This window comes from Acinetobacter sp. RIT698 (genome assembly GCF_009668065.1).
Lineage (GTDB): Bacteria > Pseudomonadota > Gammaproteobacteria > Pseudomonadales > Moraxellaceae > Acinetobacter > Acinetobacter guillouiae.
This window is the reverse complement of sequence record NZ_WJYH01000020.1, coordinates 33,668-56,113: the sequence shown is the minus strand read 5'-3', so window position 1 is coordinate 56,113 and position 22,446 is coordinate 33,668. Positions and strand designations below refer to the sequence as shown.

19 protein-coding genes are annotated in these 22,446 nt (G+C 37.8%); 14 read left to right on the top strand and 5 right to left on the bottom strand.

Annotated elements, in window-relative coordinates; genetic code table 11:
* Positions 1-66: 66 nt before the first annotated feature.
* On the bottom strand, positions 67-987 hold the full coding sequence (catA, locus tag GJV03_RS10820; protein WP_004719897.1) for a catechol 1,2-dioxygenase: 921 nt from the start codon (positions 985-987) through the stop codon (positions 67-69).
* Between the two features lie 282 nt (positions 988-1,269).
* On the opposite strand from catA, the gene GJV03_RS10815 reads away from it, so the two are divergent.
* The 3 genes from GJV03_RS10815 (at position 1,270) to GJV03_RS10805 (ending at position 5,404) form a co-directional block, all read left to right on the top strand.
* Positions 1,270-2,196: a LysR family transcriptional regulator gene (locus tag GJV03_RS10815; RefSeq protein WP_004821871.1), complete on the top strand. Its 927-nt coding sequence runs from the start codon at positions 1,270-1,272 to the stop codon at positions 2,194-2,196.
* 460 nt (positions 2,197-2,656) lie between these two features.
* Positions 2,657-4,030: an MFS transporter gene (locus tag GJV03_RS10810; RefSeq protein ID WP_004719899.1), complete on the top strand. Its 1,374-nt coding sequence runs from the start codon at positions 2,657-2,659 to the stop codon at positions 4,028-4,030.
* A 108-nt stretch (positions 4,031-4,138) separates the two neighbouring features.
* Positions 4,139-5,404, top strand: a complete 1,266-nt coding sequence (locus GJV03_RS10805; protein ID WP_154130068.1) for a DcaP family trimeric outer membrane transporter — start codon at positions 4,139-4,141, stop codon at positions 5,402-5,404.
* Positions 5,405-5,475: 71 nt separating this feature from the next.
* Here the strand turns inward: GJV03_RS10805 and GJV03_RS10800 are convergent, their stop codons facing one another.
* A complete protein-coding gene (locus GJV03_RS10800; RefSeq protein ID WP_004719901.1) occupies positions 5,476-6,387 on the bottom strand; it encodes an alpha/beta hydrolase in 912 nt (303 codons plus the stop codon).
* Between the two features lie 8 nt (positions 6,388-6,395).
* Positions 6,396-6,947, bottom strand: a complete 552-nt coding sequence (locus GJV03_RS10795; RefSeq protein WP_004719902.1) for a PadR family transcriptional regulator — start codon at positions 6,945-6,947, stop codon at positions 6,396-6,398.
* Positions 6,948-7,115: 168 nt separating this feature from the next.
* On the opposite strand from GJV03_RS10795, the gene GJV03_RS10790 reads away from it, so the two are divergent.
* From GJV03_RS10790 to GJV03_RS10780, 3 genes are all read left to right on the top strand, one after another.
* The gene (locus tag GJV03_RS10790) at positions 7,116-9,140 is read left to right on the top strand and encodes an NADPH-dependent 2,4-dienoyl-CoA reductase (RefSeq protein WP_105712512.1); all 2,025 of its coding nucleotides are present in this window, start codon (positions 7,116-7,118) and stop codon (positions 9,138-9,140) included.
* A 143-nt stretch (positions 9,141-9,283) separates the two neighbouring features.
* Positions 9,284-9,694 carry a nuclear transport factor 2 family protein gene (locus tag GJV03_RS10785; protein ID WP_105712513.1) on the top strand — a complete coding sequence of 137 codons (411 nt, stop codon included), beginning with the start codon at positions 9,284-9,286 and terminating at the stop codon, positions 9,692-9,694.
* Positions 9,695-9,785: 91 nt separating this feature from the next.
* Positions 9,786-10,868, top strand: a complete 1,083-nt coding sequence (locus GJV03_RS10780; RefSeq protein ID WP_105712514.1) for an alpha/beta fold hydrolase — start codon at positions 9,786-9,788, stop codon at positions 10,866-10,868.
* A 145-nt stretch (positions 10,869-11,013) separates the two neighbouring features.
* Here GJV03_RS10780 and GJV03_RS10775 read toward each other — a convergent pair whose 3' ends face one another.
* A complete protein-coding gene (locus GJV03_RS10775; protein ID WP_004719911.1) occupies positions 11,014-11,889 on the bottom strand; it encodes a LysR substrate-binding domain-containing protein in 876 nt (291 codons plus the stop codon).
* Positions 11,890-12,034: 145 nt separating this feature from the next.
* Here GJV03_RS10775 and GJV03_RS10770 point away from each other — a divergent pair, with 145 nt between their 5' ends.
* Positions 12,035-13,453, top strand: coding sequence for an aspartate ammonia-lyase (locus GJV03_RS10770; protein ID WP_154130067.1), 1,419 nt, complete (start codon positions 12,035-12,037; stop codon positions 13,451-13,453).
* A 144-nt stretch (positions 13,454-13,597) separates the two neighbouring features.
* Here the strand turns inward: GJV03_RS10770 and GJV03_RS10765 are convergent, their stop codons facing one another.
* Complete coding sequence (locus tag GJV03_RS10765; RefSeq protein ID WP_154130066.1) at positions 13,598-14,062, bottom strand: internalin; 465 nt, start codon at positions 14,060-14,062, stop codon at positions 13,598-13,600.
* 229 nt (positions 14,063-14,291) lie between these two features.
* Here GJV03_RS10765 and GJV03_RS10760 point away from each other — a divergent pair, with 229 nt between their 5' ends.
* The 7 genes from GJV03_RS10760 (at position 14,292) to GJV03_RS10730 (ending at position 22,444) form a co-directional block, all read left to right on the top strand.
* Positions 14,292-15,932, top strand: a complete 1,641-nt coding sequence (locus GJV03_RS10760) for a CTP synthase (RefSeq protein ID WP_004719920.1) — start codon at positions 14,292-14,294, stop codon at positions 15,930-15,932.
* A gap of 30 nt (positions 15,933-15,962) precedes the next feature.
* Positions 15,963-16,820 carry a 3-deoxy-8-phosphooctulonate synthase gene (kdsA, locus tag GJV03_RS10755; RefSeq protein ID WP_004719923.1) on the top strand — a complete coding sequence of 286 codons (858 nt, stop codon included), beginning with the start codon at positions 15,963-15,965 and terminating at the stop codon, positions 16,818-16,820.
* 45 nt (positions 16,821-16,865) lie between these two features.
* Entirely contained in the window at positions 16,866-18,155 is a 1,290-nt protein-coding gene (eno, locus tag GJV03_RS10750) for a phosphopyruvate hydratase (RefSeq protein WP_154130065.1), read from the top strand.
* A gap of 400 nt (positions 18,156-18,555) precedes the next feature.
* The gene (ftsB, locus tag GJV03_RS10745) at positions 18,556-18,942 is read left to right on the top strand and encodes a cell division protein FtsB (protein WP_004719933.1); all 387 of its coding nucleotides are present in this window, start codon (positions 18,556-18,558) and stop codon (positions 18,940-18,942) included.
* Positions 18,905-19,624 carry a 2-C-methyl-D-erythritol 4-phosphate cytidylyltransferase gene (gene ispD / locus GJV03_RS10740; protein WP_154130064.1) on the top strand — a complete coding sequence of 240 codons (720 nt, stop codon included), beginning with the start codon at positions 18,905-18,907 and terminating at the stop codon, positions 19,622-19,624. Before ftsB ends, ispD begins: the two co-directional genes overlap by 38 nt.
* 102 nt (positions 19,625-19,726) lie before the next feature.
* On the top strand, positions 19,727-20,863 hold the full coding sequence (gene rodA / locus GJV03_RS10735) for a rod shape-determining protein RodA (RefSeq protein WP_056511518.1): 1,137 nt from the start codon (positions 19,727-19,729) through the stop codon (positions 20,861-20,863).
* Between the two features lie 312 nt (positions 20,864-21,175).
* Positions 21,176-22,444: a D-amino acid dehydrogenase gene (locus GJV03_RS10730; RefSeq protein ID WP_154130063.1), complete on the top strand. Its 1,269-nt coding sequence runs from the start codon at positions 21,176-21,178 to the stop codon at positions 22,442-22,444.
* The last annotated feature ends 2 nt before the right edge of the window (positions 22,445-22,446 follow it).

The window sequence follows — 22,446 nt, the reverse complement described above, 5'->3', positions numbered from 1 at the left end:
TCCAAATGAGAGGAAGTCCCCGAAGTGCTGCAATTGTGCAAACATTTCGGTTCCGTGCGTGTGGGTTTAAGCGCTTGCGCGACGACGATCTACTTCTGTAGATGGTGCTTTAGATTGTTCTTTTACCAGTGCTACATTGAATGAAATCCGTTTAAATGGTTTGTTGAGACCACGACGGGCAATTTCAGCTTCATCACTGATATCAATAGCTGTTGCCACTAAGCCATCACGTGTTGCAAAAGCAAAATCATCCCAAAGGTATTGATCACCTTCGATGTTGAATTGTGTGGTTAATTTGCGATAGCCGGGTGCAGATACGAAATAATGCACATGAGATGGGCGGTTACCATGGCGGCCTAATTTGTTCAGTACAAACTGAGTCGTCCCTTGTGGTGGACAGCCATAGCCAACAGGCATAGTTGTTTGTGCAACGTACTGACCATTGCTATCAGTCAATATGCTACGGCGTAGATTAAAATCTGACTGTGATTTATCAAAGAAAGAGTAATTACCTAAACTGTTGGCATGCCAAATTTCAACTTTAGCATTTGGGATAAGATTGCCATCTGTGTCTGTTACTGTACCTTCAATAAATAGGGTGTCGATTTTATCGCTCTCTGAACCATCGTCCATGCGAGAAAAGCCGACGGACTCAGGCGCACCAGCGACATATAATGGGCCTTCAATGGTGCGTGGTGTGCCACCTGTGATACCTGCTTTTGCATCTGCTTCATCAGCACGTAAATCCAAATAATGTTCCAAACCTAAACCCGCTGCTAAAAGACCAAGTTCATTGGCTTGACCTGCATCAGTAAAATATTCTAGGCCTTTCCATAATTCACTTTGTGAAATGTCTAAATCTTCAATGGCTTGAAACAAGTCAGCTAATAAACGTACCACTACTTGTTGTACACGTGTATCGACTGCACCTGTTGCAGTGTCTACATTCATTTGTTTGACCAAAGTATCGATTTCTTGACGGTTCATACTAGATCTCCTGCAGTATGCGTGGTTTGGCATTGCATACGAAAAAAATCGTTTGAAACTTTGCTACCCACTTTCCATGTTCTTCATGTGCGAGATTTAAAGCTTGAACTGATAAAAGTGATTCATTGGGCTAACAGAATGAGATTCTTTGGCTGGCTGTGAATATCAAAAGTTTTACAGTCTTGCTTTACATCTTGCTTTTGATATACCTTAAAAGAATGGATGATCGCTGTCTAAGATCAAATTTGCATTTTTTTATATCTTAAAGGTATGGAGTTTGAGATGGAACTCAGGCATTTGCGCTATTTTGTTGCTGTTGTAGAAGAACAAAGTTTTACCAAAGCAGCAGAAAAGCTTTATATTGCTCAGCCTCCACTGAGCAGACAGATTCAAAACCTTGAAGGTGAATTGGGTATCGCGCTTTTTGAACGTGGAAGCCGTCCGTTAAAAACCACAGAAGCGGGGCAATTTTTTTATCAACATGCTGTTAAACTTTTGTCTAATGCCGAAGAAGTAAAGTCCATGACCAAGCGAATTGGCTTGATCGAAAAAACCGTAACAATGGGGTTTGTGGGCTCTTTATTGTATGGTTTATTACCCAAAATCGTTTATATGTTCCGTCAACAACAGCCGCATTTAAAAATTGAGCTGATTGAAATGAGTACCAAAGATCAAATTCAGGCGCTTAAAGAAGGGCGTATTGATGTTGGATTTGGACGTTTAAGAATTTCTGATCCTGCCATTAGGCGAGTTTTGTTACGAGAGGAGCCATTAATGTTGGCTGTCCATATCAGTCATCATCTCGCTACAGATTCTAAAGGCACTTATTTTGCCGATATTGAAGATGAGAACTTATTCCTTTACCCAAGTCACCCTAAGCCCAATTTTTCCACTCAAGTACGTCATCTGTTTTCCGAGCATGGTCTAGATCCTAAGAATCTAAAAGAAGTTCGAGAAATTCAACTGGCTTTGGGATTGGTTGCTGCAGGTGAAGGGGTATGTATTGTGCCCGAGAGTGCAAAGACCATTCAATTGCCGAATTTAATCTATATCCCATTGTTAGATAGCTCTGCAAAAAGCCCAATCTTTATGGCAATACGTTGTATGGATGAAAGTGAAAATATTCGGTCTTTATTTGATTGTATTTATCAGGTTTATGATTTAGAAGGCTTTCAATATGATCGTGCGAGCTTTACGACCATCTATTAAACCGCTGTCATCAATCAAAAAATGCGCATATATTGTTAATAAATTAGCATTGAAAGTTCCTTCTCCCTTTGGGAGAAGGCTAGGAAGAGGGTACTTTTATATCGATTTATGATTTAAAAAGGGACTTAGGATAGAAATCCATTCAGTTCAATCATTGAATGAAAAGTTATTTATAGATGTTGTTTTGTGTGAAAAGTAACATATTGAAAAATCAGAACAAGTCGATTGATTTATTCTAAAACTCTAAAAATATCGAGATAATCATTAAAATAAAAAATAAATCATTAAAAATATAAAGCTCGATTTCTTTAATAATTCTTTTTAATCCCTTGTTTATTCATCAAAAAATATTAAACCGACTTTTAAGGTATGGATATATATGCAATCGGTTTTGGACAAAAAATAACAGCTGCCTCATTGTTTGAAAAAATTTCGTAGCGTTTCACCGCAGGAGGCAAAAGTGCAAACGAGCAAACTAAATATTAATCGCATCGTGGATGAAGCAAAATTCACCCCTTTTCATTGGGGGGTTCTATTGTGGTGTTTATTAATTATTATTTTTGATGGATATGATCTTGTTATTTATGGCGTAGCTTTACCTTTATTGATGCAAGAGTGGGGCTTAACTGCTGTACAAGCAGGCTTGCTGGCCAGTACAGCACTTTTTGGCATGATGTTTGGTGCAATGAGTTTTGGAACACTGTCTGATAAGTTGGGCCGTAAAAAAACCATCATGATTTGTGTGGCTATTTTTAGTGGATTTACTTTTCTTGGTGCATTTGCATCAACACCTGTTGAATTTGGAATTCTCAGATTTTTAGCAGGACTTGGTATTGGTGGTGTGATGCCGAACGTGGTGGCTTTAATGACTGAGTATGCGCCTAAACGTATACGTAGCACACTGGTCGCTGTTATGTTTAGTGGCTATGCCATTGGTGGTATGACATCTGCCTTGCTGGGTGCTTGGCTGGTGGTCGATTATGGTTGGAAAATCATGTTTTATATCGCGATTATCCCATTCTTAGCTTTACCCCTTATTTGGAAGTTTTTACCTGAATCATTGATGTTTCTAACTCACCAAGGCAAGACCGATCAAGTGCGAGAAGTGGTACAGAAAATTGCACCGCAGCAACAGATCCATTCCTCGACTCAATTTGAATTAAATGAAGTCACCGCTGGTGATGAAGCACCGTTACGTGCATTGTTTCAGCAAGGCCGTCGATCAAGCACAGTAATGTTCTGGATTGCTTTCTTTATGTGTTTATTGATGGTTTATGCACTCGGAAGTTGGTTGCCTAAATTAATGATCCAAGCAGGCTATTCACTGGGTGCAAGTATGATCTTCTTATTTGCATTAAATATTGGTGGCATGGTTGGTGCAATTGGTGGTGGTGCTTTGGCGGATAAATTTCATATTAAACCCGTATTGACCATAATGTTTACGGTTGGTGCGATTGCGCTCATTTTCCTTGGTTTTAAAAGCCCACAATTCATTCTCTATACCTTGATTGCAATTGCTGGTGCAGCAACCATTGGTTCACAAATTTTACTCTATACCTTTGTTGCACAATTTTATCCAGCAACAGTACGTTCTACAGGTATGGGGTGGGCATCAGGCATTGGACGAATTGGTGCCATTGTTGGACCAGTCTTAACAGGTGCATTGTTGACCCTAGAGTTGCCTCACCAAATGAATTTTCTTGTTATCGCTGTCCCAGGATTTATTGCAGCACTAGCGATATTCTTTGTGAATTTAAATGCTTCAGTGGAAAAAACTCAAACGGCCGAAGCGCCAACAGCTCAGAAAAATATTGTTGGAAATACAATTAACTAAGTTCGTAAACCAAACTCACGCACAAACTGACTTGGTATTTCAGCCTGAATCATGAGGATTAAGGCTGGTTCAAAATAATCAATCGTAGAGAATAGGATGCTTTCTACAATGAAAAAATTTAACTACAACATCATTTTGGTGTCAATGGGATTACTTAGCCTAAATATGGCGCATGCAGATTCGATGACAGAAGTTGAACAGTTACGTAATGAAGTTAAACAATTACGTGAAATGATTGAACAACAGCAACACGTGCAAAATAAGCAAATTGTGGCATTGGAAAATAATGTTAAAGCGGCACAGGTTGTATCGCAGGCAAAAGATCAAACCTTTGCACGAACAAAAGCAGGTGCAGAAGTAACATTATATGGGAATATCCGTGCGGATCTATTGTATCAGTCGGAAGGTGGAAGTGCCGATCGACTGTATAATCAGATCAATAGCGTACCGCTTAAAGGCCATAATGAAAGTAGTGATCAATTAAAATCAACACTTGCCGCGACTCGTTTAGGTTTAGATTTTAAAACTGCTGACAAAGATATTTCAGGAAAAATAGAAGTTGATTTCTTGGGTGCGAATGATGGACTTAGAATTCGCCATGCCTATTTTAATTATGGTCAATGGTTGATTGGTCAAACATGGTCTAACTTTGCAGTTCCCGATTATATGCCAGAAACAATTGATGCTTTGGGTTATGTGGGGGGCGTTGTTAAACGAGATGCACAAATTCGTTATACCCATAAATTTAATGCAGAAACACAGCTAGTAACGGCTTTGGAAGATTCCAAAGATGCCTTATCGAATATGCGGATCCCGGTTTTATCAACTCGACTAAATCAATCATTTGCTGATCGGGCGGGTGCATTGAGTTTGCGAGGCATGGTTAGTGAAAAGAGGACTGTTGCTGATAATGAACTCGCTTGGGGTATTGGACTTGGAGCAAAATACGATATTTCTGCAAAAACCACACTTAAAGCAGATTATTATCATGTTAAAGGTGATTCCAGTTTAGTATCATGGACGAACCAAGGCTTTGCTATAGATGCCAATAAAAATATCATGGCGCTGAATCAATTTGACTCAATCACTGTGGGGGTGACGCAACAGTTTAACTCACAATGGCGAGGAACATTGGGATATGGCTATATGAAAGTGGATGAAAATCAGGATTATATTCGATATTTGAGTGATCCGACCAAAGCCAATAAAACACTTTGGCAAGCTTGGGCCAATGTATTTTATAGCCCGAAAAAGCCGTTAAGTTTTGGTCTGGAATATGTTTATGGTGAGCGTAAAGCCTTTGTTGCAGCGCCAAATGGACAGGATACAGGTGAGGACAATCGTTTTAATGCGGTTGCGATCTATAATTTCTAAGTTATCCGTTGCAGTATGATCACCAAAGAAGCCCTGTTTAATATGCGTTAAACAGGGCTTCTGAAATTCAATTAAGCGGATTCTTTTAAAAATAAACGGATTGCTTGGCTAAATTTCACGGGTTCTGTAATAAGCGGCGTATGCCCTGAACGTTTAAAAATAATATTTTTCGCATTGGCCAAACTGTCAGAAATTTGCATTTGACCTTCAGCAGGATAGAGTGATGACTTTTCCCCAATAAAGAATGTAGTTGGACATTCCAATTGTGAAATTGCCTGACGATAATCTTCATCATGGTTTAGATAATTATCTATATACCAAGTTAAATAATCCATTCGACGAATAGGCAATAAATGTTTTTGTAATTGTGGATGTTTAAGCGCCAAATTAAACATAAATGGGCTTAATTTATTACTGCCTTGAATTTTAATAAAATTTAACCAAATTTGAATCAGTTCAGTTCGTGGTTCAATCGGTAACTCATCAACAAAACGATAGTTTGAATATTGATGTAAAAAATCAGAGAAGTCTTTTAGCAATCTTTTAATTTTAAAATATTTTTTCCCAAATAAACCAAATTCCCATGTTTCATCCGTTGGAATTTTAGGGGTTTGATCAATGTGTAGATAAGCTTTGAGTTTTTCAGCCAAATTGCCATATTGCATCCCATGCATGGCAGTGGTTGCTCCCATGGAATAACCCATAAGAATAAAATGATCTAAATTTAACTGGTCAATTAAGCTTTCAAGATCACGCCAATGGTTGGTAATCGCATCGATTTCTTGAGGGATCTTACAGGTTCTAGAGCCACCAAAGCCACGCCAATCTGGGATATAAAATTTATAATGTTTAATATTAGGCAGTAAAAAGGGAAGCCATTGCCAACTATGCATACCTAAACCAGACAGAACCAGTACAGGTTCACCCTGACCAATTTCACGAACAAATAATTTTTCGCCATCTGGCATTGTATAGTGTGGCATGCAGTTTCCTATGAATTCTCTTTATTCTCAAACGCTTTAAGCTGTGGGATGACTTGGTCGAGCCAATTGATCCAGCCCATTTCTAAGTCTATACCCAATTGTAAAATCATTTTGTGAATATATAAAGTTCGATCCAGTTGCTCGATTTGTTCAAAATCTTTGGAAAAAATCTGGCGGTATAGTTTTAAATTTTCACGATGTAATTCTAAATGACGCTCAAGTTCAGGTAAAACAGTATTTCCACCAAATTGTGCTTCTGCTCGTAAGCGAACCATAATTTCTTCACGTAGCTGGGCAGGTTGGCCTTGTTTGACCATCCAGTCAGCCAGTTCGACCCGTCCAAGTTGCTCAACTTGATAGGTTTTTTTTCGGCCATGATCAGACTGATCTTCAAGGGTGGAAATCCAGCCTTTCTTTTGCATACCGTTAAGTTCACGGTAGATTTGTTGATGCGTTGCATTCCAGAAGAATCCCATAGATCGGTCAAAGCGTCGTGCCAATTCAAAACCTGTACTTGGCTTCTCTATCAGACTGGTCAATAAAACATGGGCTAATGACATTGTGTAATATCACATCAACAAAATGAATATAAAGTCATTATGCAACATGTTGCATAAAAATCAAATCTCGATTATAAATACTCACACTATGCAACTTGTTGCATTAAACAGATATGAAGTGTCATTTAACAGATTGATAGCTAGCGAGAGCACGCCAAGGGAGTTCACATGTCTAATTATCCGCATTTACTTGCGCCTTTAGATTTAGGCTTTACCACATTAAAAAACCGTGTATTGATGGGTTCAATGCATGTTGGACTAGAAGAAGTTCAAGGTGGATATGAACGTATGGCTGCATTTTATGCAGAACGTGCAGCAGGTGGCGTTGGCTTAATTGTGACGGGTGGTATCTCGCCCAATGATCATGGGGTAACATTCTTTGGTGGTTCAAAACTGGATCATTTAGAAGAAGCAGAAAAACATAAGGTCATTACCAAAGCTGTGCATGATGCTGGCGGTAAAATTGCACTGCAAATTTTACATACAGGTCGTTACTCCTATCAGCCTGAAAATGTTGCACCATCTGCGATACAAGCGCCAATCAATCCAACTAAACCGCATGCTTTAACTTCAGCAGAAGTTCATCAAACCATTGCAGACTTTGCGAATTGTGCAAAATTGTCACAAATCGCAGGTTATGATGGTGTGGAAATCATGGGATCAGAAGGTTATCTGATCAATGAATTTATTGCTGCACGTACCAATCACCGTGATGATGAATGGGGTGGAAGTTATGAAAATCGTATTCGTTTCCCGATTGAAATTGTCAGAAGAACACGTCAGGAAGTGGGCGAAAACTTCATCATTATCTATCGTTTATCTATGCTGGATTTGGTTGAAGGTGGCTCTACACTTGAAGAAGTGATTCAACTTGCGAAAGAAATTGAAAAAGCTGGTGCAACCATTATCAATACTGGAATTGGCTGGCATGAAGCACGTATTCCAACCATTGCCACCAAAGTACCGCGTGCCGCATTTACTTGGGTGACTAAAAAATTAAAAGGTTCCGTGAAAGTTCCTTTAATTACCTCGAACCGTATCAATACGCCTGAAATGGCTGAGCATGTCTTGGCTCAAGGTGATGCTGATATTATTTCGATGGCGCGCCCAATGCTTGCAGATTCGCATTTTGTATTGAAGGCTGAACAAGGCCGTGCTGATGAAATCAATACCTGTATCGGTTGTAACCAAGCTTGCTTAGATCATATTTTTTCAATGAAAATTGCAACATGTTTGGTCAATCCACGTGCATGTTATGAAACTGAACTTATTTTTAAAGAATCGCCAGTATCTAAAAATATTGCTGTGATTGGGGCAGGTCCAGCAGGACTTAGTTTTGCAACATATGCAGCTGATCGTGGACACAAAGTCACAATCTTTGAAGCATCTAATCAGATTGGTGGTCAGTTTAATATTGCAAAAACCATTCCTGGCAAAGAAGAGTTCTATGAAACTTTACGTTATTTTAAACGTAAAATTGAATTACAACCGAATATCAAACTGGTACTTAACCACACTGCAAGCTATGAAGAATTAGCAACAGGTGACTTTGATGATGTTGTGGTGGCTACAGGTGTAATGCCTCGTCATTTAAATATTGAAGGTATCGATCATCCAAAAGTTTTGTCATATATCGAGGTTTTACGTGAGCGTAAACCTGTCGGTAAGAAAGTAGCAATTATTGGTGCAGGCGGTATTGGTTTTGATACTGCTGAATATCTTTCCCATGAAGGCGAGAGTGGCAGCTTAAATCCACAAAAATTCTATGATGAATGGGGAATTGATACATCGTATGAACATGTGGGTGGCTTGAAACAACCTGAGATCGAACAATCTCCTCGTGAAATCTATTTACTGCAACGTAAAGCCAAATCTGTTGGCGCTGGTTTAGGTAAAACAACAGGTTGGATTCATCGTACTGGTTTAAAACATCGCCATGTCAATATGATTCCTGGTGCAAGTTACGACAAGATTGATGATCAGGGCTTACATATTACAGTTGGCGAAAAAACCATGATTTTAGATGTCGACAATGTGGTGATTTGTGCAGGCCAAGAACCCTATACAGCAATGTTTGATCAACTCCAAGCTGATGGAAAATCTGTACATTTGATTGGTGGTGCGAAAGAAGCGGGTGAGTTAGATGCGAAGCGTGCAATTCGCCAAGGCGCTGAATTGGCAGCTGTGATTTAAATGGATTAACGCTGTTTGAATTCCTTCTCTTTAAGCCATGTGTAGTGTGAAGCATGCTGCAAGAGAAGGGATTTTATGACTGGATTTTTAAGAAAATGACTGGAAACGAATTCAAAGTATTTTAAATCAAAGGGATATAAAAAATGAGTTATACAAATACCAAACCTGCAATCCAAAAATGGCACAACATGCTGGAAAGTCGAGACATGAGTCTTTTAAATGAATTATTGGCAGACGATGTGGTCTTTCGTTCACCTGTGGCTTATACCCCCTATGAAGGTAAGCAAGTGGTCTTTTTCATTTTAAGCAATGTGATTCAAATTTTTGAAAACTTTACTTACCATCGAGAATTTTTTACAGAGGATGAGCAAAGTGTTGTTTTAGAATTTTCTGCCAATGTCGGCGAAAAAAAATTAAAAGGGATTGATATGATTCGTTTTAATGAACAGGGTCAAATTGTTGATTTTGAAGTGATGATTCGACCAAAAAGTGGTTTGGAAGCATTGGCTGCTCAAATGGGGCAACGTATGGCCAGCTTTATACCTAAGGCCTAATTACGTATATACTGCAATAAATAAAATTAAGCGTGAAAAATTTCTTAATTTTTAAAATGATGATGAGTGATAAAAAGAGTTGAGGTGGAAAATGTCTGTATTACATAAGTTTACTGAGATTAGCCAAGATTTATTGGATCAAGTGACAGGTGCTGAATTACCAAAGCTGTATTTTAATCAGCAAGGAAAAATGTCTGAGATTATCAAGAAACTGCCTCAACTACAGGATAAATATCGTCCTACACCATGGCTCAGCAATACCCATGCTCACCTGTTATATTTTGATTTAATTAAGAAAAAATCCATTAAGCTGGACTATGATCGAATTGATCAGCTGACCATGCAAGATGGTGGGGTCACGGCAATTGCTTGGTATGGCTACGATTTACCACAAGCAACTCCAACTATCGTGATTATGCATACGATTACAGGTACACCTGACAGTATGCGTGAATTGGTCAAAGATCTACATGAATATACAGGATGGCGTATTGCATTATGTTTACGCCGTGGGCATGCGGGCTTACCTATGCCTGTTCCACTAATGTCGATTTTTGGTTCAACCTCTGACTTAAAAGAGCAATTGGCTTCGATTCAAAACACTTTTCCACAATCTGATCTTTATGCAGTTGGTTCTTCCGCTGGTACAGGCCTACTTGTGCGTTATCTTGGCGAACAAGGCCTAGATACACCTTTTAAAGCGGCTTTTGCCATGTGCCCTGGTTATGATACTGAGCTTGGATTTCAAAATGTCCATCCTTTCTACACCAAAGTCATGACCAAAAAATTGTTTAAGGCATTTATTAAGCCTTATGAACAAATCTGGACACCATTACATTCTGTACAAAATGTTTTACAAACGAAAACCCTACAAGAGTTTCAGACTGAATATTTTGAAATGGCTGGATTTTCAGATTATGAAAGCTATTCAAAAGCCACCAATCCAATTTATGTATTTGAAAATGTTAAAATTCCATTAATGATTCTAAACTCAGAAGATGATCCTGTATGTTCAATCAAGAATTTAGAACCGTTTAAAGAAACCATTCAAAATATGGATAATGTTGTGGTGGTGACAACCAAAAAGGGCAGTCATTGTGGTTTTTATGAAGGTCTTAATACCAAATCTTGGGCTTCGCGTTTAATGGCTGATTTTTTAAGACAGTATTCATGATGATACGCAATATCAATAAATATTTATTTAAGTTAAAAAAAACTGACAGATCAAACTATTATCATTAGATCTGTCAGTTTTAATTGTTCAACTGGGGGGATTGATCCTCAGTTGTTAGGTCAAGGTAAATATTAAAAATAAAGACCTATTTAAGCGCTAAATAATTCCAAACAAAATTTATCTTTTGCGAGTAAATAATATTGCTACGAACGATATAAATATCTTGAAAGAAACTATAACCATCAAGTATTTTTAATTTATTTTCATTTATTTCTTCTTCAATCAGTAAGCGAGGCAGCCAAGCTACACCTAAGCCTTGTAAAGCCAAGGCTTTTAAGTCACTGGCATTATCTGTTTCATATAACGTTCGGTAATTGAGTTTACTTTCTATAATTTTATCTACGCATTTTCTCAGATAAGCTTGTTTACTATAGGCTAAAAGGGGGAAGGATTGGTTAAGTTGGTATTTAGGTAATCCATTTTTGCTTGCTGTAACTGGCACAATTTGCATATTTACAATTTTATGATAAGTAAAAAGTGTGAGATCCAATTGTTGTAAAGTGAGTTGATCACAATAACAAATGAGAAAATCACAAGAACCTTCTTTTAATAAATGTATGCCTTGTTGCAGATTTGCAGCAATAATTTCCAACTTTAGATCATTATAGTCTGAGTATAGTTTTTGAATAAATTTGGGAAAAAACTGTGTGATGAGTGAGTGTGATACTGCAAATTTAATTGAGAGTTCATTATCCTTAATATTTTTCTCTAAATACTTTATTGTTGTATCCATTTGGTTCTGAATATTTTTTGCTGTTGAAAGCAAGACTTGACCAGCATCTGTAAAATCAATGTTTTTACTATAACGCTTTAAAATTTGAAACCCTAACGACTCTTCAATATTTTGTATTCTACGTGTAAAAGCCGATTGAGTGACATGACGTATAGCTGCTGCTTTAGAAATGGATTTTTCTTGGTCTAATGCAAGAAGATCCTCTATCCACCGAATTTCAAGCGTCATGTTCAATCACCAATAAATATTTAACTCAAGCAAAGTATAACAAGTGATATGCAAAAAATGCATACAGATATATTTTTTTACATTGGTCAAGTTTAGATTGTTTCACCTAAGATGAATTGATTATCTTCGTAGAGTTACATTGCAAATGAACATTGAAATTAAAACGAGAACTGAGAAAGATTTATTGGGAATGAAAGAAGTCCCATTTCATTGCTATTACGGTGTACAAACATTAAGAGCGGTTGAGAACTTTAACCTAAGTGCGCATAAATTAAGTCATTTTCCTATTTTTATTCAAGCGCTTGCTATGGTGAAGTCTGCTTGTGTAGAGGCTAATTTTAAATTAAATAAAATTGAAGAAAATAAATATAAAGCGATTCAGCATTCATGTCAGCAATTAATAAATGGTTCATACCATAATCAATTCCCTATTGATATGATTCAGGGTGGGGCAGGAACTTCTACAAATATGAATGCAAATGAAGTTATTGCAAACATTGGATTAGAGTTTCTTGGTCATGCAAAAGGCGAATATCAATATCTACATCCCAATAACGATGTAAATATGTCTCAATCGACCAATGATGTATACCCAAGTGCAATAAAAATAGGTCTATTATTTGCATTGGATCATCTCAACGTACCGTTTCAAAAACTAATTGAAAGCCTAGGTCGCAAAGCTGAAGAGTTCTCTGATATCTTGAAAATGGGACGTACTCAGTTACAAGATGCGGTACCGATGACATTAGGGCAAGAATTTAGTGCTTTTGCGCATACCTTACAAAATGATTTGCAAAAGTTAAATCATATTATGCCCGATTCACTTAGTGTGATTAATTTAGGTGGGACTGCAATCGGTACGGGGATTAATACCGAGGTTGAGTATCGCTTAAATGCGATTCAAGCTTTATCAGAAATCACCGGTAAAAACATTTCAAGCTCGCCTGATTTGATTGAAGCGACTACAGATATGGGTGACTTTGTACTTTTATCAAGTTTACTCAAACGTACTGCAACAAAGTTGTCTAAAATCTCTAATGATTTACGTTTGTTATCGAGTGGGCCGCGTACTGGTATAGGTGAGATACAATTGGAACCACGTCAGCCTGGTAGTTCAATCATGCCAGGAAAAGTAAATCCAGTAATTCCTGAAGCGATGAATTTGGCGTGCTATCAAATTATTGCAAATGATTTAGCAATTACTTTGGCTGCAGAAGGTGGTCAACTACAATTAAATGCGTTTGAACCATTAATTGCGCTTAAACTATTTGAATCTATTGAGTTATTAGGCAAAGCGATGCAAATGCTGAATGAAAAATGCATTCAAAATATTCGTGCCAATGCGGCGCATTGTCAGCATTTAGTGGATAACTCAATTGGTATCATTACCGTGCTAAACCCATATTTAGGTTATGAAACCACTACACGAATTGCAAAGATGGCAAATGAATCGGGTGAGAGTGTTTTGGCTTTGATCAAAGCTGAGGGATTACTTTCAGATGAAATTTTAGCAGATGTACTTGCTGTTCATAATATGGTTCAGCCAAAACAACATGCGGCTTAGTTTTTAAAAGCTAAAGGTACAATTAAACTCATTCATGACTTATTATAAGAAATTAAGTTTCATATGGCATATGCAACTTAATACTTATGTAGAGTTATAAAAAAAGGGAAATTATAATTTCCCTTTTTTTAGCGATGCAAAATCTTAGTTTTTCAAAGCTGGTGTAGCAGCAGCGATGGCAGCGGCAACAGCATCATCTTCAGATTGTGCTGAACCAGAGCTTGCTTTTGGTGCTGGTGTTTTGGTTTGTGCAGTTTCAGTTTTTACTGACTCTGCTTTTGCAGGCTTCGCCTCAGTCGCAGCAGGTTTATTTTCCGCTTGTGCACTTGGCATAGTTGCATGGGCTTCATGCGTTGCTTCACGGCGAATTTCAGTGCTTGTATTTGCTGTTTCTGTGCGTTCAACTTCTACATGTGCCGGAATTTCGACTTGTTGCGCATTATTCTGCTCAACGCTTGGTAAGCTTTCAAACTGTGTCGGTTCAGAAGTCGCAGGTCGAGCAGTTTCAACTTTCTCTGGCTCAGCTTCTTTAGGCTCTTCTTTTTTTACACAAGCAGATACCAAAAGCGCTGTCGCAATTGCACCACAAATTAAAAATTTCTTATTCATAATGACTCAAAACAAAACGTATTAAAGAGATGTTACTTAGTATAACAGCAAAATGATATTTAAAAATCACCTTATCAAGTGCTAATTTTTTATTGGAAATGCTGATAGAATAGCCAATTGTTTATTGTTCTATGAATTGATGTGAATTGACTTTGCTTTCTTGGTACAAGGTAAAGTAAAATCGCACAACATTGTAGGCCAATTTAGGCTCCATTGTACGAGAAACTTAATGACCCATTTTATATTCGTAACTGGTGGTGTTGTATCATCACTAGGTAAAGGTATTTCAGCTGCTTCAGTTGCTGCACTTTTAGAAGCCCGTGGTTTAAAAGTAACCATGGTCAAAATGGATCCATACATTAATGTCGATCCTGGGACTATGAGCCCATTCCAGCACGGTGAAGTATTTGTCACAGAAGATGGTGCTGAAACTGACTTAGATTTGGGTTATTACGAGCGTTTCTTACGTCGTGCCAAAATGACCAAATTAAATAACTTTACATCAGGTCGTGTTTATCAAGACGTTTTAAATAAAGAACGTCGTGGTGATTATCTCGGCGGTACAGTACAAGTTATTCCACATATTACGGATAATATTAAAGAACGTGTTCTTCGCGCAGGCGAAGGTTATGACGTTGCCATTGTGGAAATCGGTGGCACAGTAGGTGACATTGAATCTCTCCCATTCATGGAATCTGTACGTCAGTTGATGGTTGAGCTTGGTCATAAACGTACCATGTTGATGCATTTGACTTTATTACCTTATATCAAGTCTGCTGCTGAACTTAAAACCAAACCAACTCAACATTCTGTTAAAGAATTATTGTCGATTGGTATTCAACCAGACATTCTGATTTGTCGTACTGAACATGATGTTGACGCAGATACCACCCGTAAAATTGCACTCTTTACAAACGTTGAAGCGCGTGCTGTTGTGGTGTGTAAAGATGCACGTTCAATTTATCAAATCCCACGTACATTCTATGAACAAAACGTTGATGATTTAATCTGTGAACGTTTTGGTTATGACAGCTTACCTGAAGCCGATCTTTCGGATTGGGATCATGTGGTTGAAGCATTATTGAATCCAGAGTACACAGTTCGTGTGGCGATGGTCGGTAAATATGTTGAATTGCCAGATGCATATAAGTCTGTCAATGAAGCACTTTTACATGCGGGTATTCAAAATCGGGTCAAAGTTCAAATTGATTATATCAATGCTGAAGAGCTTGAAAGCCAAAATCCTGCAGAAGTATTAAAAGGTATCGATGCAATCTTGGTTCCTGGCGGTTTTGGTGAACGTGGTACTGAAGGCAAAATGCAGGCAATTCAATATGCCCGTGAAAACAAAGTACCTTTCTTGGGTATTTGTTTAGGTATGCAATTGGCCGTGATTGAATTTGCTCGTCATGTTGCTGCTATGCCAGAAGCGACTTCTACAGAGTTTAATCGTTCAACAAAATTCCCATTGATTGGTTTAATTACTGAATGGTTAGATGAACGTGGTGAAATCCAGCATCGTAGTACTGAGTCAAACCTTGGTGGCACAATGCGTTTAGGTGCACAAAAATCAGAATTGGTTGAAGGCACTAAAACACGTGAAGTTTACGGCAAAGCTGAAATTACTGAACGTCATCGTCACCGTTATGAAATGAATGATCGTTTTATTCCTGCAATTGAACAGGCAGGTATGAAAATTTCGGGTTATTCTACAGCGCAACATCTTGTTGAAACTGTAGAAATTCCTGAACATCCTTGGTTTATTGCTGTACAATTCCACCCGGAATTTACAAGTTCACCACGTGATGGACATCCATTATTTGCGAGTTTTATCGATGCCGCTAAAAAGCAGCACCAAAACAGCAAGTAAGTATGTAAGAACTTAAACTAGGAAGTTTAAATGTCACAATTAAAACCACAAGAAATTGTACGTTTAGGCGATATACAAATGGCAAATCACTTGCCATTTGTATTATTCGGCGGCATGAACGTACTTGAGTCGAAAGACTTGGCTTTTGAAATTGCAGAAACGTATGTCGATATCTGTACTCGTTTAGAGATACCGTATGTCTTTAAAGCCAGTTTCGATAAAGCCAATCGTTCAAGCTTACATTCGTTCCGTGGCCCTGGTTTGGAAAAAGGCATCGAATGGTTAGGCGACATTAAAAAGCATTTTAATGTTCCGATTATTACCGATGTTCATGAACCTCACCAAGCTGCAGCTGTCGCTGAAGTTGCTGACATTATCCAGCTTCCTGCATTTCTCAGTCGTCAGACTGATTTGGTTGAAGCAATGGCGAAAACTCAAGCCATTATCAACATCAAAAAAGCACAATTCCTTTCTCCTCGTGAAATGAGCCATATTCTAAACAAATGTTTAGAAGCGGGTAATAACAAGCTCATTTTGTGTGAACGTGGTACGTCATTTGGTTATAACAACTTAGTTGTTGACATGCTGGGTTTCGACATCATGAAAGAAATGAATGTGCCAGTATTTTTTGATGTCACGCATGCATTGCAAACACCGGGCGGTCGTGCTGATTCAGCAGGCGGACGTCGTGCGCAAATCACGACCTTAGCACGTGCGGGTATGGCAACAGGGCTTGCAGGTTTATTTTTAGAAAGTCATCCAGACCCTGAAAATGCAAAATGTGATGGTCCTTGTGCATTACGTATGTCACAGCTTGAGCCATTTTTAGCACAGTTAAAAGAATTGGATACCTTAGTTAAAGGTTTCAAAAAGTTAGATACACATTGATGCGCTTAGAAAGCATCTTATTTTTAATCAACTGAGGAATTATTCATGAGCCAAATCGTTGACATTCGTGCACGTGAAATTTTGGACTCTCGTGGTAACCCAACCATCGAAGCAGACGTAATCCTTGACTCTGGCGTTGTTGGCCGTGCATGTGCACCATCTGGTGCTTCAACTGGTTCTCGTGAAGCTTTAGAACTTCGTGACGGTGATCAATCACGTTACTTAGGTAAAGGTGTTCGCACTGCAGTTCAAAACGTAAATGGTCAAATCAAAGACTTATTAAAAGGTCAAAACGTATTTGAACAAAAAGCGCTTGATGACAAAATGATTGCGCTTGATGGCACTGAAAACAAAGAAAAATTAGGTGCAAACGCAACATTGGCTGTATCTTTAGCGGCTGCACGTGCGGCTGCTGTTGAGAAGAAAACTGAATTGTTCCAATACATTGCAGATCTTCGTGGTCAAACAACTTTGTCTATGCCTGTTCCAATGATGAACATCTTGAACGGTGGCGCACATGCTGACAACACTGTTGATATTCAAGAATTCATGATTGAGCCTGTAGGTTTCACATCTTTTGCTGAATCTTTACGTGCTGGTGCTGAAATTTTCCATGCTTTAAAATCTGTATTGAAAAAGCAAGGTTTAAATACTGCAGTTGGTGATGAAGGTGGTTTTGCACCTAACTTACGTTCAAATGAAGAAGCAATTACTGTTATTCTTTCTGCAATTGAAACAACTGGTTATAAAGCAGGTTCTGATATTATGCTTGCGCTTGATTGTGCATCTTCAGAATTCTACAAAAATGGTCAATATATTCTTGCAGGTGAAGGTAACAAAGCATTCACAAGCAACCAATTTGCTGACTATCTTGCTGGTCTTGCTAAACAATATCCAATTATCTCAATTGAAGATGGTTTAGATGAGTCTGATTGGGAAGGCTGGAGCTATTTGACTTCTATCCTTGGTGATAAAATCCAATTGGTCGGTGATGATTTGTTCGTTACAAACCCTAAGATTTTACAACGTGGTATTGATGAGAAAGTAGGTAACTCTATCTTAATCAAATACAACCAAATCGGTACTTTGTCTGAAACTTTAGATGCAATCTATCTTGCTAAAGCGAATGGTTATAGCACTGTGATTTCACACCGTTCAGGTGAAACTGAAGATTCAACAATTGCGGATCTTGCAGTGGGTACAGCAGCAGGTCAAATCAAGACTGGTTCACTTTGCCGTTCTGACCGTGTTGCAAAATATAACCAATTGCTTCGTATTGAAGAATTGACTCATGCTGCTTATCGCGGTAAAGCTGAGTTTAAAGGTTTAAATTAATATCTTTTATTGATTTAAATTAAAAAAAGCCATTCTTTTATTTGATATAGGGAATGGCTTTTTTATACGCAAAAATAATCATGAATAGTATGTTTTAAGTGAAATTTAATATCATGTAATTGATTGATAATAAAATTTAAGGTAAAAATTTAATTAACTTAGTTTATTGAAAAAGAAAATTTATAATAAATAATATCGCGATATGTGAGTTTTTAGCATAAAGATAATTTTTAGATTTTTAATTACAAAGTTGATTATTGATCACCCACTTATTTTTTATAAAAAAGAAAACTTATTTTGTTCTAGTTTTGCAGTTTTCGCATAGTTTAGTGTTCTTCATACAAAATATTTGATGTATATTAGCATCTTAATTTAATGCTGTTACTCAAGACGCAAATCCATGTTAGAAGTCTTTAAAACAACTTCAAGTAAAGTGATTGCAGTACTCGCGATTTTAATCGTTGTGGTATTACAATATCGCTTTTGGTTCGGTGAGGGTGGTCATTTCCCTCATCAAGCTTTACTACAGCAAATTGAACAACAAGCTGAAGTCAATGCTGAGTTAAAAGAACGCAACCGAATTCTTGCTGCCGAAGTGTATGATTTAAAAAATGGTGCTGAAGCCATAGAAGAACATGCACGTTTAGACCTCGGTCTAGTCAAGCCACATGAAACTTTTGTACAGATGAGTACCATCAGTACCCATTACAAACCTATTTATACCGATCCAAGTGTAGATTTAAGAACCAATGAAGATGACAACGAACCTGCGCCAGAACAACCGTAAAATTTGGGCAATTGTTCCTTCGGCTGGCTCAGGTCGTCGTTTTTCAAAAACCGAACTTAAACAATACCAAGTCATCCAAAATCAAACAGTTTTAGCGCATACCATAGCGCGTCTAAACCATTTACCGCTTGCGGGTTATGTACTCGCCGTTGGTGAGCAAGACCATTATGCTCAAACATTACCATTAAAAAATAAACATTTGAGCCATTTTTGTTTGGGTGGTGCAGAACGTGTTGATTCTGTTTTAAATGCATTGCGTTATTTAGAGCAATTTGCACAAGCCGATGATCTAGTTTTTGTACATGATGCTGCTCGTCCTTGTGTAACACAACAATGTCTTGAAAACTTAGTCGATACCGCAATAAACCTGAACAGCAGTGCAATTCTTGCAATTCCTGTAAGAGATACTTTGAAGTTTGTTGAAAATCAGCAAGATATCAATAAAACAGTCAGTCGTGATCAATTGTGGCAAGCACAAACACCACAAATCTCTACTTTTTCAAAGCTTAAAACGGCAATCGAAACAGCTTTAGCGAATAATATTGTCATTACAGACGAGGCGAGTGCATTGGAATATATCAATGAACCTGTCAAAGTGGTGATGGGGCGTTCTGATAATATTAAAATTACCTATCCAGACGATTTGGAGTTGGCTAAGTTAATTTTGCAATCACAGCAGTAAAAACAACGAAAATAAAAAAATAATTATGCATTGATTGATTTTCTCAACTGCTATTTATCTCTATAATTTGACCAGATTAAACTAGGTTTAAGATTTGTATTCATGACACCATCGCCACAGTATAAGTTTTTACGTCAATCAGTCAGAGATGGTTTAAGTATTAATCAAAAAGTTTCAAGGTGGGACAAACTACACCTTGACCCTTGGTTATTGGGCTTTTTAATTATCAATGCGATTTTGGGTTTATTGATGGTCTATAGCGCATCTTCTGAAGATATGTCTATGGTCATTCGACAAGCCGTGAGTTTCGGTGTTGGTTTTGTTTTGCTTTTTATTTGTGCACAAATCCCACCAAAAGTATATCAAGCGATTAGCCCTTGGTTTTATTTGTTCGCAATTTTGTTGTTGATTCTGGTTTTATTGGTCGGTGATGTTCGATTAGGCGCAAAGCGCTGGCTGACCATTCCAGGGATTGGCAGTATGCAACCCAGTGAATTTATGAAGTTTGCCATGCCATTGATGATGGCATGGTATTTTGCACGTAACCCGTTGCCGCCTAAATTTAAACACATTGTGATTGCATTGATCATCATGATGGTGCCTTTCGTACTGGCATTATTACAGCCAGACTTGGCGATTGGTATCGTGATTGGTGGTGTGTTTGCTCTGTTTTTAAGTGGTATGTCGTGGACTTTAATTCTTGGGACTTTAGCGGCATTGGCATTGGCTTTCCCTTTAATTTGGACTTTTGTATTACAAGCTTATCAAAAGAAAAGGATTATGACCTTATTTGATCCTGAGTCAGATGCACTTGGGGCAGGATGGAACATTATCCAATCTAAAATTGCGATTGGTTCAGGCGGAATGACAGGGCGTGGATTCTTAGAAGGAACACAGTCTCAGTTGGGCTATTTACCTGAACATCATACTGATTTTATTATGTCGACTTATGCAGAAGAATTTGGTTTTATTGGGGTGTTCTTCTTATTTGCACTTTATACTGCAATGATTTTTAGATGTATGATGATTAGCTTAAGCAGCTTCCATAACTATGGTCGTTTATTGGCAGGTACGATTGGTTTGTCCCTATTTTTCTATGTATTTGTAAACTCTGGCATGGTCAGTGGGATTTTACCTGTGACTGGCGATCCATTACCGCTGATGAGCTATGGTGGATCAGCCGTGATTGCGTTATTGGCGAGTTTTGGTATTGTTATGTCTATCCATACGCATAAATAAAATCTTCACAATTTAAAATTTTTTAAACTAAAGCTATTCCTTCTCTTTTTTAAGAGAAGGATAGTATCAAACATAAATAAAAAATATTTTTCTTAAAATTAAATCGCTTATATAGCTTCCTGATAGTTTAAAAATCATGTGATATTGTGAATAATTTATCTATTTAAAGTTGAATTAAAGCTGACATTTCAACATCAAATCGGTATTGCTAAATCTGTTCTAAGTGCTAAATTAAAATAGTCATATAAATTATTTCTCTAACTACATCATTTTTATTATAAGACGATTAATTCGTATAAGGTTCGGTTCAGTATGCATATCATCATCATGGGGGCAGGTGTTATTGGTACAACATCCGCCTACTATCTAAAACAAGCAGGTCATGAAGTCACTGTGATTGATCGACAACCCAATGTGGCTTTAGAAACCAGTTTTGCCAATGCTGGGCAGATTTCTCCGGGTTATGCATCACCTTGGGCTGCACCAGGTATTCCACTAAAAGCGTTTAAATGGATGTTTCAACCACATTCACCACTGGCGATTAAGCTAACAGGCGATATGCATCAGTATCAGTGGATGGTTCGCATGTTGGCGGAATGTAATATCAATCGCTATCAAATCAATAAAGAGCGAATGGTGCGGATTTCTGAATATAGCCGTGACTGTCTGGATGAGTTACGTGCAGAAACTAAGATTCATTTTGATGAGCGTCAATTAGGTACATTACAACTTTTTCGTAAACAACATCAATTGGATGTGGCAGGCAAAGATACCGAAGTTTTAAAACATGAAGGTGTACCATTTGAGTTGTTGGATAAAGCTGGGGTTATCAAGGCTGAACCTGCTTTAGCCCACGCGACAGTTGATTTTGTTGGTGGTTTACGTTTACCCAATGACCAGACAGGTGATTGCCAAAAATTCACAACAGAGTTGGCAGAACTTGCAGCCAAACAAGGGGTCAATTTTTTATTTAATACGGTAATCGAATCAATCGAAAAAGATGCTGAACGGATTACATCGATTCATTTAAAAGATGGTAGAAAAATCAAGGGAGATGTTTATGTCATGGCACTGGGTAGTTATAGCCATGAAATGCTCAAACAATTGGAGATAGATGCACCTGTATATCCCTTAAAAGGCTATTCGATCACCACCAAAATTATTGATCCTGCACTATCACCTGTTTCTACAATCCTAGATGAGTCTTATAAAATTGCTTTAACCCGTTTTGATGATCGAATTCGTGTAGGGGGCATGGCTGAAATTAATGGTTTTGATCGTTCTTTAAAATCTAGTCGTGAAGACACTTTGCTTATGGTTTTACAACAATTATTTCCAAATGCAAGTGACATATCAGATGCACATTTCTGGACGGGTTTAAGACCTGCGACACCAGATGGAACACCGATTGTTGGTAAAACAAGATATCAAAATCTATATACCAATACAGGGCATGGAACTTTAGGTTGGACTATGTCATGTGGTTCAGCAAAATTATTATCCGATATTGTTTCTGGAACCACGCCAAAAATTGAATATGATGATTTAAATGTTTTCCGATATGACTCAGTAAATCACTAAGA

Coding starts and splice junctions, on each gene's coding strand:
- GJV03_RS10815 (WP_004821871.1), top strand. CDS start 1,270: ATGGAACTCAGGCATTTGCGCTATTTTGTTGCTGTTGTAGAAGAACAA.
- kdsA (WP_004719923.1), top strand. CDS start 15,963: ATGTCACAATTAAAACCACAAGAAATTGTACGTTTAGGCGATATACAA.
- catA (WP_004719897.1), bottom strand. CDS start 987: ATGAACCGTCAAGAAATCGATACTTTGGTCAAACAAATGAATGTAGAC.
- GJV03_RS10790 (WP_105712512.1), top strand. CDS start 7,116: ATGTCTAATTATCCGCATTTACTTGCGCCTTTAGATTTAGGCTTTACC.
- ftsB (WP_004719933.1), top strand. CDS start 18,556: ATGTTAGAAGTCTTTAAAACAACTTCAAGTAAAGTGATTGCAGTACTC.
- eno (WP_154130065.1), top strand. CDS start 16,866: ATGAGCCAAATCGTTGACATTCGTGCACGTGAAATTTTGGACTCTCGT.
- GJV03_RS10795 (WP_004719902.1), bottom strand. CDS start 6,947: ATGTCATTAGCCCATGTTTTATTGACCAGTCTGATAGAGAAGCCAAGT.
- GJV03_RS10775 (WP_004719911.1), bottom strand. CDS start 11,889: ATGACGCTTGAAATTCGGTGGATAGAGGATCTTCTTGCATTAGACCAA.
- GJV03_RS10730 (WP_154130063.1), top strand. CDS start 21,176: ATGCATATCATCATCATGGGGGCAGGTGTTATTGGTACAACATCCGCC.
- GJV03_RS10800 (WP_004719901.1), bottom strand. CDS start 6,387: ATGCCACACTATACAATGCCAGATGGCGAAAAATTATTTGTTCGTGAA.
- GJV03_RS10770 (WP_154130067.1), top strand. CDS start 12,035: ATGAACATTGAAATTAAAACGAGAACTGAGAAAGATTTATTGGGAATG.
- GJV03_RS10760 (WP_004719920.1), top strand. CDS start 14,292: ATGACCCATTTTATATTCGTAACTGGTGGTGTTGTATCATCACTAGGT.
- GJV03_RS10780 (WP_105712514.1), top strand. CDS start 9,786: ATGTCTGTATTACATAAGTTTACTGAGATTAGCCAAGATTTATTGGAT.
- GJV03_RS10785 (WP_105712513.1), top strand. CDS start 9,284: ATGAGTTATACAAATACCAAACCTGCAATCCAAAAATGGCACAACATG.
- rodA (WP_056511518.1), top strand. CDS start 19,727: ATGACACCATCGCCACAGTATAAGTTTTTACGTCAATCAGTCAGAGAT.
- GJV03_RS10805 (WP_154130068.1), top strand. CDS start 4,139: ATGAAAAAATTTAACTACAACATCATTTTGGTGTCAATGGGATTACTT.
- ispD (WP_154130064.1), top strand. CDS start 18,905: ATGAAGATGACAACGAACCTGCGCCAGAACAACCGTAAAATTTGGGCA.
- GJV03_RS10765 (WP_154130066.1), bottom strand. CDS start 14,062: ATGAATAAGAAATTTTTAATTTGTGGTGCAATTGCGACAGCGCTTTTG.